The following is a 13760-nucleotide window of genomic DNA, read 5'->3' as shown; positions in this document are numbered from 1 at the left end:
AACGCGGTGGACCTCATCAATCTGTCACAATCACCCCTGTCTGGCCACGCGCGATCGCCAATGCCGGTTTCCTTTCCGCAGAAGCGGCGATAACCTGCGGCATATGGCCCGTCAGGGCCGCCAAACATCCTTGCGACGGAAACTTCATGTCCCGCTACATCCTTTTCGTGACAGGCACCCGCGCCGATTTCGGCAAGCTGGAACCGCTGGCCGTGGCCGCGCGTGATGCCGGTTTCACGGTGGCGTTTTTTGTGACCGGCATGCATATGCTGCAAAGCTACGGGCTGACCAAGCTCGAGGTACACCGGATGGCGGGTGTCACAGTGCATGAATTTCTCAACCAGCGCCCCGGTGATCCACAGGACATGATCCTTGCGAAAACGGTGATAGGGTTTTCTGATTTCGTGCAGGAACATCGCCCCGATCTGGTGGTGATCCATGGTGACCGGGTCGAAGCGCTGGCCACCGCGTTGGTCTGTGCCACCAATTACATCCGCTGCGCCCATGTCGAAGGCGGCGAGGTCAGCGGCACCATCGACGAAATCTACCGTCACTGCAATTCCAAGCTAGCCAGCCATCATTTCGTGTCCTCGGACGATGCCGCACGGCGGGTGATGTCGCTGGGCGAACAGGCCAGCCACATCCACGCCATCGGCTCGCCCGAGCTGGATTTCCATGCAGGCCCGTCTGGTGTCACGATTGCGCAGGTCAAAGACCGCTATGCGCTGCCCTTTGCCGATTACGGCATTTGCGTGTTCCACCCTGTCACATCAGAGGCCGCCAGCATGGGCGCGCAGGCAAGCGCGCTATTCGCCGCACTGGTGGCATCGGGGCGCAATTTTGTGGTGATCGCCCCCAATAACGACCCCGGATCAGCGGCGATCTTTGCCGCAATCGACGCCCTGCCCAAGGACAGGTTCCGCGTGCTGCCCTCCATGCGGTTTGCCCATTTCAGTGAATTGATGAAAAACGCCGCCGTCATGGTCGGCAATTCCTCTGCAGGCGTGCGAGAAGCCCCTTTTCTGGGGCTGGCGTCGCTCGATATCGGCACACGCCAGACCAACCGCGCGAAATCGCCGTCGGTGTTCTTTGCCGATGCAGGCGATTCTACGGCCATCGCCCGGTTTCTGACGGCGCAGTGGGGCAAGTCCTATCCGCGCCATGACGCCTTTGGCGGCGGGTCGGCGGCGGGCCGTTTCGCAGCGGTACTGGCAGAGCCCGACTTCTGGACCGGATCGCTGCAAAAGACATTCCATGACCACGATGCCTAAGGCCAGTCTGGCCCTGCGCGCCTATCTTGCGGCCAGTCACCTGATCCCGCTTGTGGCAGGCCCGGTGCTGGCCCGCAGACGCAAACGCGGCAAGGAACACCCGACACGCTGGGTCGAAAAGCAAGGGCGCGGGCTGGCCGCGCGCCCTGCTGGTCGCCTCGTCTGGATCAATGCCGTGGGCTTGGGCGAGATCTTGTCGCTGCGTGGTCTGATCGCGCGGATGGCGGCGGCATCGCCTGACCTGCATTTCCTTGTCACATCAACCACCGCAGCCTCTGCGCGGGTGTTTGGCGCACAGATGCCGCCTCGCACGATCCACCAGTTTTTGCCGCTAGATGCACCCACTTATCGGCAGCGGTTTCTGCACCATTTCCGGCCTGACCTGTGCGTCTGGGCTGAACAGGATCTATGGCCGGGGCTGGTGCATGATGCGGATAGGCGCGGGATTGCGCAGGCGATGGTCGCAGCGCGAATGAACGCGGATTCTTTTGCGCGCCATGGCAAGGCTGCGGGGCTGTACCGCGACCTTTATGCGCGTATGGCGCTGGTGACGGCGCAGGACGCAGGCAGCGCCGCCCATCTGACGCAGCTGGGGGCCGCGGCACGGGTCAGCGGGTCGTTGAAACCGGCCGCGCCGCCGCTGGATTGTGACCCGTCCGCCTTGCGCGATCTGCAGGCCGCCGTCGGGACCCGTTTCGTCTGGGCCACTGCCCCGTCCCATCCGGCTGATGAGGCGGCAGCATTGGCCGCGCATAGCCTGCTGCGCGCGCAAATCCCCGATGCCTTGCTGATCATCGCGCCGCGCCATCCCGACAGGCGGGATGCGATTGTGGCCGCTTGCCCTGCCCCACCACCAATGAAATCCCAAGCTGCATTGCCCGGCCCCGCTGATCCGGTCTGGCTTTGCGATACTTTGGGCGATCTGGGGCTGGTCTATCGCGTGGCCCGCGCGGTGCTGATCGGCGGCACGTTTGATGCCACCGAAGGGCATAACCCGTGGGAGGCGGCGCAACTGGGCTGCGCCGTGCTGCACGGCCCGAATGTTGACAATTTCACCGCAGATTTCGCAGCCCTTGGTGCAGGCGGGGCCATTGCGGTGCATGATCCTGCCACCATTGCCCGCGCGTTACACGGTGATTTGGCAACAGTGGCAGGCAAGGCAAAGGCCATAGCACAGGACGCAGGTGACGCGACCGATCTGCTGGTCCGCGACCTGCTGGCCTTGGTGAAAGCGCGCCATGACTGACCGCTTTCCTCCCTTGCGTCTGCGGATCGCATTGCTGGCTTACGGGCTAGCCTGGTGGTTTATGCTGCCCGTTGTGATGATCTATCTGCGTGTGCGCGCCCGCAAGGATGCCGATTATGGCGCGCATCTCGCCGAACGCTTTGGCCTTGTGCGCGCCGGTTTGCGCAATCCCGTCTGGGTCCATGCGGTGTCATTGGGCGAAATGCGCTCTGCCACGCCCTTGATCCGCGCGCTGCTGGCGCAGGGCGAATGCGTGCTGACCACCCATTTCACCCCCGCCGGACGGCGCGAGGCTGTGCGCGAATTTGCGACCGAGATTGCGGCGGGCCGTGTGCAGGTCGCGTGGGTGCCCTTCGACATGGGGTTGGCCTATGCGGCCTTTCTGCGCCGCTTTGCGCCGAAATACGGGCTGGTGATGGAGATCGAGATCTGGCCGCGCATGATCATGGCGGCACGCGCGCGCGGCGTGCCATTGTTCATGTGCAACGCGCAATATCCGCAGAAAAGCTTTGACAAGGACATGGCAGGCTGGGGGTTGCGCGCGGCGCTGACAGGCGGTTTCGTGGGTGGGTTCGTGAAATCAGCCTTGCAGGCAGAACGGTTCGCTGCCGCAGGCTTGCGCAACATTCATGTCACCGGCGAGATGCGCTTTGACCAGCCGATCCCGCAAGCACAGCTGGAGGCCGCAGCCCGCTTGCGCGATAGGCTGGTGGCTGACCGGCCAGCCTTTACCCTGACAAGCGTCGTTGAAGGCGAAGACGCGGTCTATATCGACATGATCCGGCGCGTGCCGGATGCGTTTTTTGTCTATGTGCCGCGTGCGCCGGAACGTTTTGACGCAGTCGCGGCGATGCTGGAGGGCGCAGGGTTGCGCTTTGCGCGCCGGTCCGAGGTGCTGGATGCCGCCCTTGGCGCGCATGATTTGCCGCAGATCGACGTCTTGTTGGGCGACAGCATGGGCGAGATGTATTTCTACCTTGCGCTGTGTGACCGCGCCATCGTCGGTGGCGGGTTTGTCACCAAAGGCGCGCATAACATCATCGAACCGCTGGCGCTGCGCAAACCCGTGATCGTCGGCCCGCATATCTGGACCATCGCTTATCCCGCGCAAGAGGCGATTGCGGCAGGCGTCTGCCACCATGTGCAGACCGAGGCCGAACTGCTGGAAGCGGTCCAAGCACCCACGGTCTTGACCGACGACCAGATCGCGGGCTTTTATGCGGATCACGCAGGTGCTGTGGACCGGACACTCGCCGCCCTACCGCGGGCCTTGGCGGGTCTGCCTGCGCCTGTTGGCGCAGTTGAGGCCTCCGGCGGGGATATTTAGGCTCCAACGATGCGGGGTTTGAGTTGGGCCACGCCGGAACGCACCGCGTCGTGGATCATGCCTTGGCGCGGGGCGTCGCGCAGCGTGGTCATCCAGTGATCTTGCGGCTGCAGGCGTTTGGGCGCACCGTCCCAGCGCAGCGCGCGCAGTACGCCTGTAGCCTGATCCGGCAAATGGTCAGGGATTTCGTGGTCGTTCAGCACGGCCCAGACCCCTGTCCAGAGCCGCCCGACGGACCAAGGGTTATAGCCGCCCCCGCCCAGCACCAGATAGCGCGGGGCGATGTCGCGTAGGGCCGCGACCACCGCCCAATGGGCGTTGTTCGACAGGCACAGCCGCGATTGCGGGTCTTCAAGCACCGCATCGGCCCCGCATTGCAGCACGATGGCATCAGGCCGAAAGGCGGTGACAGCGGGCAGGATCAGCTCGTGCAGGATCAGTGCCATGTCGTCGTCATGCAGCCCCGCAGGCACCGGCAGGTTGAACACCTGCCCCGCCCCCTGATCGGTGATCGCCCCGGTGCGCGGCCAGCGGTTCGCCTCGTGCGTCGATATCAGCAGCGTGTCGGGGTCTTGCGCAAAGGCATGCTCGACCCCGTCGGGGTGATGCGCGTCGATATCCACATAAGCGACGCGCTGCGCTCCGTTGCGCCGCAGCGACTGGATCGCCAGCACAGGATCGTTGAGATAGCAAAACCCGTTCGCGCGGTCGGGCAGGCCGTGATGGGTGCCGCCTGCGGGCGAATAGATGATGCCACCGTTTTTGAGCAACTCGCCCGCCAGCAGCGACCCACCCGCCGCCGTGGCCGGACGGCGGAACATTTCCGAAAAGACCGGATTGGACGGTGTGCCAAGGCCATGGCGGGCGCGCACCGCGTCGCTGACGGTTTGGGCGGCTTCTGCCGCTTGCAGGGCAGCCAGGTAGGCCGCGGTATGATAACCTGTCAGCGCAGCGGTTTTCGCGCGCGGGCTGGTGATGAATTGCGCGGGCGGCAGCCATCCCAGCGCGCGCGACAGGTCCATCACCGTGGATACCCGCGGCACCCGCAACGGATGCCACGGCCCATAGGTCGAGCCGCGATAGATTTCAGCGCCGATAAATTGCGGCAGGGGGCTTGTTCGTGCTGACAGGGCGGTCATAACGTCATTCATCGCCGGGATGTAACCCGGATTAAGATCGGAACCATGGCCAATTTACCCGCGCAACAGATTCCATTGAAATTCGCGACCGGGCGCAAGACCGATATTCGCGCGCAATTCGCAGCACTGTGCTGGCGGGTCAACATTGATCGAGTCGAAATCTGTCTGGTCACCAGCCGCACTCGCGGTCGCTGGATCCTGCCCAAGGGCTGGCCGATGCACAAACAGACACCGGCCGCCGCCGCCGCGATGGAAGCCTATGAAGAGGCCGGCCTGCGTGGCGAGGCGCTGGATATATGTCTAGGAATTTATAGCTATATCAAGCCCTTGGGCAATGTGAACGCGCCGATCGTGGCAATGGTCTATCCGGTCCATGTTCAGCAGGTCCTAAGCGAGTGGCCCGAAAAACACCAGCGCAAGCGCAAATGGTTCAGCCCCGAAAAGGCCGCCAAAAAGCTGGAAGAACCGGCGCTGAAAAAGATCGTGGCGACCTTTGATCCGGCCGTGTTGCGCTGACTTGCAAGGGTGGGCAAAAAGCCTAACTGTTCCACATGCAACAACGCCGGCAGCCATGATCCGATTCCATCTCAAATGCGACCAGAACCACCAGTTCGAAAGTTGGTTCCAATCGGGTGCTGCCTTTGACAAGCTGGTCGCGGGCAAGCATGTGTCCTGCACCGTCTGCGGCTCGAGCGTCGTGACGAAATCGGTGATGGCTCCGGCAATCGCCACGACCGCGGCACCGGTCGAAAACCAGATGGCCGCCCTACGCAAGAAAATCGAAAGCAGCGCCGATTATGTCGGCACTGCCTTTGCCAAAGAAGCGCGCGATATGCATGACGGGCTGACGCCGGACCGTCCGATCTATGGCGAGGCCAATCTGGCCGAGGCGCGCAAGCTGGCCGAGGATGGTATCCCCGTGATGCCATTGCCATTCATTCCCGCCAAGAAAGTGAACTGATGCATGTTCTGATCACGGGTGCCAATCGCGGCATCGGCAAGGCCATGGCCGACCGTTACGCTGCGCAGGGTGCGCAGGTCACCGGCACCGCGCGTGTCGCAGGCGCGCGATTGCACAGGATGGATGTGACCGACCCCGCAGCGGTCAATGCGCTGGCCGACACGATGGCGGATCAGGCGCTTGATCTGCTGGTCTGCAATGCGGGTGTTTACGCCGACACGGGCCAATCACTCGATCAGGGCTTTCCGGCAGATATGTGGGCGGATGGCTTTGCCACCAATGTCACCGGCGTGTTCCTGACCGTACAGGCGTTTCTGCCGCATCTGCGCCGCGCGCAGGCCGGCAAGATCGCGATTATTTCCTCGCAGATGGCATCGCATACCCACGCACCGGGCGGCAGCTATATCTACCGCGCAAGCAAGGCTGCGGCGCTGAACCTTGGCCGGAATTTGGCCAGTGATCTGGCAGCAGAAGGGATCAGTGTTGGCATCTATCATCCGGGCTGGGTGCGCACCGATATGGGCGGGTCCACAGCCGAGATCAGCGTGGATGAAAGTGTCACTGGCCTGATCGCGCGGTTCGCCGCCCTTAGCCCTGCGACATCGGGCTGTTTCGAGACATGGGACGGGCGAGTGCATCCTTACTAAGCATTTGCGCTTTGCGCGGCGCACCAGTAAACGGGCGCGGATCAACGCCGCTTGTTTGCAAGGATGACCGATGCCGACGCTTGTGATGAAATTTGGGGGCACCTCGGTGGCCAATCTTGACCGGATCGCGCGCGCGGCCAAACGCGTCGCTGTCGAGGTCGCCAATGGCTATGACGTCATCGTCATCGTGTCGGCCATGTCGGGCAAGACCAACGAGCTGGTGGGCTGGGTGTCCGAGACATCGCCGCTATATGATGCGCGCGAATATGATGCGATCGTGTCGTCGGGTGAGAATGTGACGGCTGGGCTGATGGCGCTGCGGTTGCAGGAAATGGATATTCCCGCGCGCAGCTGGCAAGGCTGGCAGGTGCCAGTTCTGACCACCGATGCCCATGCCTCTGCGCGGATCGAGGAAATTCCGACCAAGAACATCACCGCCAAATTCGGCGAAGGGATGAAGGTTGCCGTGGTTGCCGGTTTCCAGGGCGTCAGTGCCGCAGGCCGGATCACCACGCTTGGGCGTGGCGGGTCGGACACCACGGCTGTCGCCTTTGCGGCCGCTTTTGGCGCAGAACGCTGCGATATTTATACCGATGTGGACGGGGTCTATACAACCGATCCGCGGATCACGTCGAAGGCCCGCAAGCTTGACAAGATTTCGTTCGAGGAAATGCTCGAACTGGCCTCGCTCGGGGCCAAGGTGCTGCAAACGCGATCCGTCGAACTGGCTATGCGGTATAAAGTGCGCCTGCGGGTGCTGTCATCATTTGAAGAACCATCGGACAGCGCCGGAACGCTGGTCTGCGATGAGGAGGAAATCATGGAATCCAATGTTGTGGCCGGTGTCGCCTATTCCCGCGACGAGGCGAAAATGACCCTGATCTCGGTCGCGGACCGCCCTGGCATCGCCGCTGCGATCTTTGGCCCGCTGTCGGATGCAGGCGTGAACGTGGATATGATCGTGCAGAACATATCCGAGGAAGGCCGCACAGACATGACCTTTTCCTGCCCCAAGGATCAGGTGCTGCGCGCTGAAAAGGCGATGAACGATGCCAAGACGTCAGGCGCGATCAATTTTCATGATCTGGTCGCCGATGAAGGTGTCGCCAAGGTCAGCGTCGTCGGTATCGGGATGCGCAGCCATACCGGCGTTGCGGCCAAGATGTTCAAGGTGCTTTCTGCTGAAGGAATCAACATCAAGGTCATCACAACCTCCGAGATCAAGATTTCTGTGCTGATCGACAGGAAATACATGGAACTTGCCGTGCAGGCCCTGCATGATGCGTTCGAATTGGACAAGGCTGGCTGATCCTGTCGGATCGGTCCGCTGATATCGGGGGACCCATGCCGGAACGGTTGGAAAGCGAGAGCCGCAAGCTGCTGGGCCGCCTGCGCGAGGCTTTGGCCAGCGACAGCGAAGGTCAGGCACGGCTGAACCGTGTCGTGGACCTGATCGCCTCGTCCATGCAGGCCGAGGTCTGTTCGATCTACCTGTTTCGCGATGCCGACACGCTGGAGCTTTGCGCCACCCAGGGGCTTGAACAAGAATCGGTCCACCAGACACGGATGCGCCTTGGCGAAGGTCTGGTCGGGCGCACCGCCAAGACCGGCAATATCGTCAATATCGCCAATGCCCCCGCCGAAAAGGGGTTCCGCTACATGCCGGAAACCGGCGAGGAACGGTACTCGTCGTTTTGTGGCGTCCCGATCCAGCGGTTGGGCGATGTGTTGGGCGTGCTGGTGGTGCAGACGAAAACCGAACGGGTGATGACCCCCGACGAGGTTTATGCCCTTGAAATCGTGGCCATGGTCATCGCCGAGATGACCGAACTGGGCGCTTTCGTCGGCGAAGGCGCGGCCTTGTCGGCGCTGCACCAGAAACCGGTATTGTTGCGCGGGTCGATCGCGCAGGAAGGCACCAGCGCGGGTCGCGTCTATTTGCACGAACCCCGCGTTGTCGTCACCAACCCGATTTCAGACGACCCCGAAAAGGAAAAGACCCGCCTGATCGAGGCGGTCGAGACCCTGCGCAAATCCGTCGACAACATGATGGTTGGCGCGCGGTCGGTCGATCCCGAACAGGTGCAGGTTCTCGAAGCGTACCGGATGTTCGCCAATTCCAGCAGCTGGATTCGCCGGATGCAGGACGATGTGCAAAGCGGGCTGTCCGCAGAGGCCGCCGTCGAAAAGGAACAATCCCTGGCGCGCGCGCGGCTGTCACGCTCGCCCGATCCATATCTGCGCGAACGGCTGCATGATCTGGACGATCTGTCCAACCGCCTGCTGCGCATCCTGACCGGCCAAGGCGAAGACCGCAGCGACATGCCCGACGATCCGATCCTTGTGGCGCGCAATATCGGGCCGGGTGAATTGCTGGAATACGGCAAGAAACTGCGCGGCATCGTGCTGGAAGAAGGCAGCGTCGGCAGCCATGCCACCATCGTTGCACGCGCCTGGGCCATTCCGCTGGTCATCAATGCCAAGGGTGTCACGCGCGAGGCGCTCAACGGCGACATCATCCTTGTCGATGGCGATCAGGGGGTCGCGCATCTGCGGCCTGACGACACAGTCCAGGCGGCGTTCCGCGACAAGATCGAAATGCAGGCGCGCGCGCAGGAACGCTATGCCTCGATCCGCGATCTGCCAGCGGAAACGAAATGTGGCACGCGCATGTCCTTGCAAATGAACGCGGGGCTGATCGCGGATTTGCCATCGCTGGCGGGGTCGGGCGCTGAAGGTGTGGGGCTGTTCCGTACCGAATTGCAGTTCCTGATCCGCAACCAGATGCCGCAACGTGGCGAATTATCGGCGCTATACGACCGCGTGCTGAACGCGGCGGGCGGGCGGCGGGTGGCGTTTCGCACGCTCGACATCGGGTCGGACAAGGTGCTGCCCTACATGAAGGCGAACGATGAACCCAACCCTGCGATGGGCTGGCGCGCGATCCGTGTGGGGCTGGACAAACCCGGCGTGCTGCGGATGCAGTTGCAGGCTTTATTGCGCGGGGCGGCGGGGCGACCTTTGACGGTGATGTTCCCCTTCATCACGCAGCTGACCGAATTCCGCGCCGCCAAGGCCGAGATGGACAAGGCGCTCGACCGCGAAGTCCGACTGGGCCATCCCGTTCCGGCCAAGATCGAGGTGGGCGCGATGCTGGAAACACCATCGCTCGCCTTTGCACCCGACGTGTTTTTCCAAGAGGCCGATTTCATCAGCATCGGTGGCAATGATCTCAAACAATTTTTCTTTGCCGCCGACCGCGAAAACGAACTGGTACGGCGGCGATACGACACGCTCGACGTGAGTTTCCTGTCGTTTCTGGAACATGTGATCAAACGCTGCGATGCAGCGGGAACCCCGCTGTCGTTCTGCGGCGAAGATGCCGGCCGTCCGGTCGAAGCCCTGTGTTTCGCCGCCCTTGGCCTGCGCACATTGTCGATGCGCCCCGCCTCGGTCGGGCCGGTTAAGCATCTGTTGCGCCGCGTCGATCTGAACGAGGTCAGGGCCGTGATGGATACGGCCATTGCAAATGGCGATCAATCGGTGCGGCGCGCCGTGTCCGACTGGCTGGTCTATCAGGTCTGAGGCAGGCGCGGTGCGGCAAGCTGGCGGTGGAATTCATCCAGCACCGCCACATCGCCATGTTCGCGCACCAATTGGCGCAGGCCAAAATGCACATGCGCAAGGGCGACATAATAATCCACAAAGGCGTAATTTGTTCCCGCGCCTGCCACGGCGCCCAGCACTGGCACGGTCTGCGCCGCCAGCTTTTGTGACAGCACAGCCGCGAATTTCGGCGCGACACGGCTGATCAGCGTATTCACAGCGGCACCCGACAGGCTAAGCCGCGCACCGATAAAGGCGGTATCGACCCCGTCATCGGCGCTGCCCGGCCCGCCTGATCCGAACACGGCCAGACATTCCATGCGGGTTTCATCCGACGCGGGGTCCTCGCCATATTCGGTGGCGACATGCAGCACCGCGCGAAAGATTAGCGTGGTGGCGATCGGCAATTCCGCAAGCGCCGTGGGCAAACCGCCAAAGCCGCCAATCGCACCTGACAAAGTGCCGATGATCCGGTGGCTCTGATCCGACCCAAAGCGCTGGCCTACGCCACTGCGCGACTGTGCGGCGATATCGTAACTGCGGCGCAGGGCATTGCGCGTCACCTCGTTCAACTGGTCGCGCAGGGGTTTGGGCAGCATTTTCAGCCCATCCTCGACCTGACCGCCGACGAAATTGATCGCTTTCATCAAAACGCCATTGGCCTTGCGCTGGCGCAGTGCCAAGGCCGCGATCCGCGTGCGCGTGCTATCATCCAGCGCAGGTGGCACTAGCAAGGGACTGGCAGATGGGATCACGGTCTTGTCTGTCATGCCCAACAGATGGGGTCAGCGTGGCAAAATGCAATCATCGGCCTTGCGCACCGGCCCATGGATGCCAGCCCAGCTGTCAGAAGTCAGCGACAGCCCCAACACCCGTTCCGGATTGGTGGGCGGCGGCATGATGACACCGGTCAGTTGCTGAAACCCGAACCGGCTGTAATAGGGCAGGTCCCCCACCAGCAGGATGCGCGACCAGCCCGCTTTGCGCGCCACTTGCGTGACACGGTAGATCAGCAGCCCCGCGATCCCTTCGCCTTGCCGCGTCGGATGCACGGCCACAGGCCCCAGCAGGACGACCGGCGTCTCGCCGACATAACAGGGCCAGCAGCGGATCACCCCTGCCAGCACAGCGTCCGGATCACGCGCGGTCCAGCACAGATCGGCGATAGGCGACACATCCTCGCGCAGACGATAGGACGACAGCGCGCTGCGGCCCGGCGAAAAGCACAGATCATAGAGCGCCTCGGCCTCCCAATAATCTGCACCAGTCTCGATGGCCAATGTGATGGATGGAATCTGCATGCGTCTTTCATCTGGCCAAGGCTGTGCGGTCACGCTACCCCTTGGCGGATCGCAGGAAAAGGTCTTGACCATGTTTTACGCCCCGAAAGACGGCCATAATCTGCCGCATAACCCTTTCAACGCCATCGTCTCGCCGCGGCCCATCGGCTGGATCGCGACACGCGGGGCGGACGGGCAGGACAACCTTGCCCCCTATTCGTTTTTCAATGCTGTCGCCTATGAACCGCCACAGGTGATGTTCGCCTCGACCAGCGCCAAACCCGACCGTGACGGCACAAAGGACAGCGTGGCCAATATCCGCGAAACGGGGGTATTCGCTGTCAATATCGTGGAATACGCGATGCGCGACGCGATGAACCAGACATCAGGGCCGTGGGACCGCGCCACGGATGAATTCGCACTGGCCGGCATCACCAAGGCTGAATGTGAAACGATTGCCTGCGCGCGGGTTGCCAATGCACCCGCCACGCTGGAATGCAAGCTTACCCAGATCGTCACCCTGCCCGGTGCCGCCAATTTCGCGGTCTTTGGCGAGGTGATTGGCGTGCACATCCGCGACAATTGCCTTGTCGACGGTCTGTTCGATGTGACAACTTTTCACCCGCTGTCGCGGCTGGGCTATCGCGATTACACAGCCGTGCGCGATGTGTTCAGTCTGACCCGCCCGGGAGAGAAAGCATGACACAGACCATTCTGGGCGTTATCGGCGGGTCAGGCATTTACGACATGGACGGATTGCAAGACCCATCATGGGTCAGCGTCGACAGCCCGTGGGGCGCGCCTTCGGACGCGGTGCTGACAGGGCAGATGGAAGGCGTGAAGATGGCCTTTCTTCCCCGCCACGGGCGCGGCCATGTGCATTCACCCACGACAGTACCATACCGCGCGAATATCGACGCGCTCAAACGGCTGGGGGTGACCGACATTATCAGCATCAGCGCCTGCGGGTCGTTCCGCGAAGAGATGGCGCCGGGCGATTTTGTGATCGTGGACCAGTTTATCGACCGGACCTTCGCGCGCGAAAAATCGTTTTTCGGCACCGGCTGCGTGGCGCATGTCAGCCTAGCGCATCCGACCTGCCCGCGCCTCTCAACCGCTTGCGCCACGGCGGCACAGGCTGCAGGGATCACCGTGCATCGCGGCGGCACGTATCTGGCGATGGAAGGACCGCAGTTTTCGTCGGTCGCGGAAAGCAAGCTCTACCGCAGCTGGGGCTGCGACGTGATCGGCATGACCAATATGCCAGAGGCGAAACTCGCCCGCGAGGCGGAAATCTGCTATGCCTCGGTGGCGATGATCACCGATTATGACAGCTGGCACCCCGACCATGGGGCTGTCGATATCACCGCGATCATCGCAACCTTGAAAGGCAACGGCAGCAAGGCGCATGACCTGATCGCGCGGCTGCCTGCCTTGCTGGGTGCAGACCGTGCTCCCTGCCCGCATGGCTGCGACCGCGCGCTTGATCATGCGATCATGACCGCCCCCGACAAACGTGACCCCGCCCTTCTGGCGCGGCTCGATGCGATCACCACCCGTGTCTTTGCGAAAGAAACCAGATGAAAACCGTCCGCGACTATATCCGCACCATTCCCGATTTCCCGCATGAGGGGATCATGTTCCGCGATGTAACCACGCTGTTCGGCGACGCGCGCGGCTTTCGCATGGCGATTGACCAATTGCTGCACCCCTATGCAGGCACACCCATCGACAAGGTCGTGGGGCTAGAAGCGCGTGGTTTCATCCTTGGCGGTGCGATCGCGCATCAGATGTCGGTCGGCTTCGTGCCGATCCGCAAGAAAGGCAAATTGCCCGGGAAGACGGTGGAACAGGCCTATCAGCTCGAATACGGCGAGGCGGTGATGGAACTGCACGACGACGCGCTGCAACCGGGTGAAAAGGTGTTGCTGGTCGATGACCTGCTTGCGACCGGTGGCACCGCCGAGGCCGGTATCCGCCTGATCGAACGACTGGGTGCGCAGGTCACCGGCTGTGCCTTCATCATCGACCTGCCTGAATTGGGTGGCGCGCGCAGGTTGCAGAACCTCGGGATGCAGGTGCATAGCCTGTGCGCCTTCGAAGGACTTTAATGCGCTCCGCGCGGGGAGTATTTGGGGAAAAAAGAAGTTGTTAAGGAAGATGCGGTATGACGGTTCCACGGTACAGGCTGGAGAGCCGATGACCGTGAAATGAGAAGTCGCCTGATCCCGGACCCCAGAAAGGTCGGCCTGTAGCGGGCAACGGGGTCGGGCGCATCTTTCG

At 62.3% G+C, this 13760-nt stretch carries 14 protein-coding genes; 11 read left to right on the top strand and 3 right to left on the bottom strand.

Features of this window, described 5'->3' with window-relative positions:
- The first annotated feature begins 146 nt into the window (after positions 1-146).
- Genes neuC through ACPF9B_RS02235 form a run of 3 tightly spaced genes read left to right on the top strand, consistent with a single transcriptional unit; the run spans position 147 to position 3844 of the window.
- Positions 147-1271 (top strand): UDP-N-acetylglucosamine 2-epimerase, encoded by a 1125-nt coding sequence (neuC, locus tag ACPF9B_RS02245; protein WP_424178936.1) that lies wholly within the window; start codon positions 147-149, stop codon positions 1269-1271.
- Positions 1255-2517: a 3-deoxy-D-manno-octulosonic acid transferase gene (locus ACPF9B_RS02240; RefSeq protein ID WP_424178934.1), complete on the top strand. Its 1263-nt coding sequence runs from the start codon at positions 1255-1257 to the stop codon at positions 2515-2517. Before neuC ends, ACPF9B_RS02240 begins: the two co-directional genes overlap by 17 nt.
- A complete protein-coding gene (locus ACPF9B_RS02235; protein ID WP_424178932.1) occupies positions 2510-3844 on the top strand; it encodes a 3-deoxy-D-manno-octulosonic acid transferase in 1335 nt (444 codons plus the stop codon). The genes ACPF9B_RS02240 and ACPF9B_RS02235 overlap by 8 nt, the downstream gene beginning before the upstream one ends.
- Here ACPF9B_RS02235 and ACPF9B_RS02230 read toward each other — a convergent pair.
- Positions 3841-4995, bottom strand: a complete 1155-nt coding sequence (locus tag ACPF9B_RS02230; RefSeq protein ID WP_424178930.1) for an acetoin utilization protein AcuC — start codon at positions 4993-4995, stop codon at positions 3841-3843. The genes ACPF9B_RS02235 and ACPF9B_RS02230 overlap by 4 nt on opposite strands.
- Positions 4996-5028: 33 nt before the next feature.
- On the opposite strand from ACPF9B_RS02230, the gene ACPF9B_RS02225 reads away from it, so the two are divergent.
- The 5 genes from ACPF9B_RS02225 to ptsP all read left to right on the top strand — a co-directional run bounded on the left by ACPF9B_RS02225 (position 5029) and on the right by ptsP (position 10176).
- Positions 5029-5499: an NUDIX hydrolase gene (locus ACPF9B_RS02225; RefSeq protein ID WP_007205617.1), complete on the top strand. Its 471-nt coding sequence runs from the start codon at positions 5029-5031 to the stop codon at positions 5497-5499.
- Positions 5500-5554: 55 nt separating this feature from the next.
- Positions 5555-5944, top strand: a complete 390-nt coding sequence (locus ACPF9B_RS02220) for a DUF1178 family protein (protein ID WP_007205618.1) — start codon at positions 5555-5557, stop codon at positions 5942-5944.
- Positions 5944-6591 (top strand): SDR family NAD(P)-dependent oxidoreductase, encoded by a 648-nt coding sequence (locus ACPF9B_RS02215; RefSeq protein ID WP_424178927.1) that lies wholly within the window; start codon positions 5944-5946, stop codon positions 6589-6591. Before ACPF9B_RS02220 ends, ACPF9B_RS02215 begins: the two co-directional genes overlap by 1 nt.
- A gap of 70 nt (positions 6592-6661) precedes the next feature.
- Positions 6662-7900, top strand: coding sequence for an aspartate kinase (locus tag ACPF9B_RS02210; protein ID WP_213394008.1), 1239 nt, complete (start codon positions 6662-6664; stop codon positions 7898-7900).
- Positions 7901-7935: 35 nt separating this feature from the next.
- The gene (gene ptsP / locus ACPF9B_RS02205; protein WP_424178925.1) at positions 7936-10176 is read left to right on the top strand and encodes a phosphoenolpyruvate--protein phosphotransferase; all 2241 of its coding nucleotides are present in this window, start codon (positions 7936-7938) and stop codon (positions 10174-10176) included.
- On the opposite strand, the gene ACPF9B_RS02200 is transcribed toward ptsP, so the two are convergent.
- Both ACPF9B_RS02200 and ACPF9B_RS02195 read right to left on the bottom strand, forming a co-directional pair.
- On the bottom strand, positions 10167-10967 hold the full coding sequence (locus ACPF9B_RS02200) for an EcsC family protein (RefSeq protein ID WP_424178923.1): 801 nt from the start codon (positions 10965-10967) through the stop codon (positions 10167-10169). The two genes, ptsP and ACPF9B_RS02200, sit on opposite strands and share 10 nt — an antisense overlap.
- A 15-nt stretch (positions 10968-10982) precedes the next feature.
- Complete coding sequence (locus ACPF9B_RS02195) at positions 10983-11498, bottom strand: GNAT family N-acetyltransferase (protein WP_424178921.1); 516 nt, start codon at positions 11496-11498, stop codon at positions 10983-10985.
- Between the two features lie 70 nt (positions 11499-11568).
- Here ACPF9B_RS02195 and ACPF9B_RS02190 point away from each other — a divergent pair, with 70 nt between their 5' ends.
- Genes ACPF9B_RS02190 through ACPF9B_RS02180 form a run of 3 tightly spaced genes read left to right on the top strand, consistent with a single transcriptional unit; the run spans position 11569 to position 13588 of the window.
- Positions 11569-12180, top strand: a complete 612-nt coding sequence (locus ACPF9B_RS02190) for a flavin reductase family protein (RefSeq protein ID WP_424180319.1) — start codon at positions 11569-11571, stop codon at positions 12178-12180.
- Positions 12177-13061, top strand: coding sequence for an S-methyl-5'-thioadenosine phosphorylase (locus ACPF9B_RS02185; RefSeq protein ID WP_424178919.1), 885 nt, complete (start codon positions 12177-12179; stop codon positions 13059-13061). The genes ACPF9B_RS02190 and ACPF9B_RS02185 overlap by 4 nt, the downstream gene beginning before the upstream one ends.
- Positions 13058-13588, top strand: coding sequence for an adenine phosphoribosyltransferase (locus tag ACPF9B_RS02180; RefSeq protein WP_424178917.1), 531 nt, complete (start codon positions 13058-13060; stop codon positions 13586-13588). Before ACPF9B_RS02185 ends, ACPF9B_RS02180 begins: the two co-directional genes overlap by 4 nt.
- The last annotated feature ends 172 nt before the right edge of the window (positions 13589-13760 follow it).

This window comes from Yoonia sp. TsM2_T14_4, assembly GCF_049602355.1.
Classification (GTDB): domain Bacteria; phylum Pseudomonadota; class Alphaproteobacteria; order Rhodobacterales; family Rhodobacteraceae; genus Yoonia; species Yoonia vestfoldensis_A.
The sequence above is the reverse complement of the archived record's forward strand: the minus strand, read 5'-3'. Positions and strand labels throughout refer to the sequence as shown.

What these genes read in the sequence shown, in the direction of transcription:
- ACPF9B_RS02215 (WP_424178927.1), top strand. Translation starts at nt 5,944, where the DNA reads ATGCATGTTCTGATCACGGGTGCCAATCGCGGCATCGGCAAGGCCATG.
- ACPF9B_RS02225 (WP_007205617.1), top strand. Translation starts at nt 5,029, where the DNA reads ATGGCCAATTTACCCGCGCAACAGATTCCATTGAAATTCGCGACCGGG.
- ACPF9B_RS02230 (WP_424178930.1), bottom strand. Translation starts at nt 4,995, where the DNA reads ATGAATGACGTTATGACCGCCCTGTCAGCACGAACAAGCCCCCTGCCG.
- ACPF9B_RS02240 (WP_424178934.1), top strand. Translation starts at nt 1,255, where the DNA reads ATGACCACGATGCCTAAGGCCAGTCTGGCCCTGCGCGCCTATCTTGCG.
- neuC (WP_424178936.1), top strand. Translation starts at nt 147, where the DNA reads ATGTCCCGCTACATCCTTTTCGTGACAGGCACCCGCGCCGATTTCGGC.
- ACPF9B_RS02195 (WP_424178921.1), bottom strand. Translation starts at nt 11,498, where the DNA reads ATGCAGATTCCATCCATCACATTGGCCATCGAGACTGGTGCAGATTAT.
- ACPF9B_RS02200 (WP_424178923.1), bottom strand. Translation starts at nt 10,967, where the DNA reads ATGACAGACAAGACCGTGATCCCATCTGCCAGTCCCTTGCTAGTGCCA.
- ACPF9B_RS02190 (WP_424180319.1), top strand. Translation starts at nt 11,569, where the DNA reads ATGTTTTACGCCCCGAAAGACGGCCATAATCTGCCGCATAACCCTTTC.
- ACPF9B_RS02220 (WP_007205618.1), top strand. Translation starts at nt 5,555, where the DNA reads ATGATCCGATTCCATCTCAAATGCGACCAGAACCACCAGTTCGAAAGT.
- ACPF9B_RS02180 (WP_424178917.1), top strand. Translation starts at nt 13,058, where the DNA reads ATGAAAACCGTCCGCGACTATATCCGCACCATTCCCGATTTCCCGCAT.
- ACPF9B_RS02185 (WP_424178919.1), top strand. Translation starts at nt 12,177, where the DNA reads ATGACACAGACCATTCTGGGCGTTATCGGCGGGTCAGGCATTTACGAC.
- ACPF9B_RS02210 (WP_213394008.1), top strand. Translation starts at nt 6,662, where the DNA reads ATGCCGACGCTTGTGATGAAATTTGGGGGCACCTCGGTGGCCAATCTT.
- ACPF9B_RS02235 (WP_424178932.1), top strand. Translation starts at nt 2,510, where the DNA reads ATGACTGACCGCTTTCCTCCCTTGCGTCTGCGGATCGCATTGCTGGCT.
- ptsP (WP_424178925.1), top strand. Translation starts at nt 7,936, where the DNA reads ATGCCGGAACGGTTGGAAAGCGAGAGCCGCAAGCTGCTGGGCCGCCTG.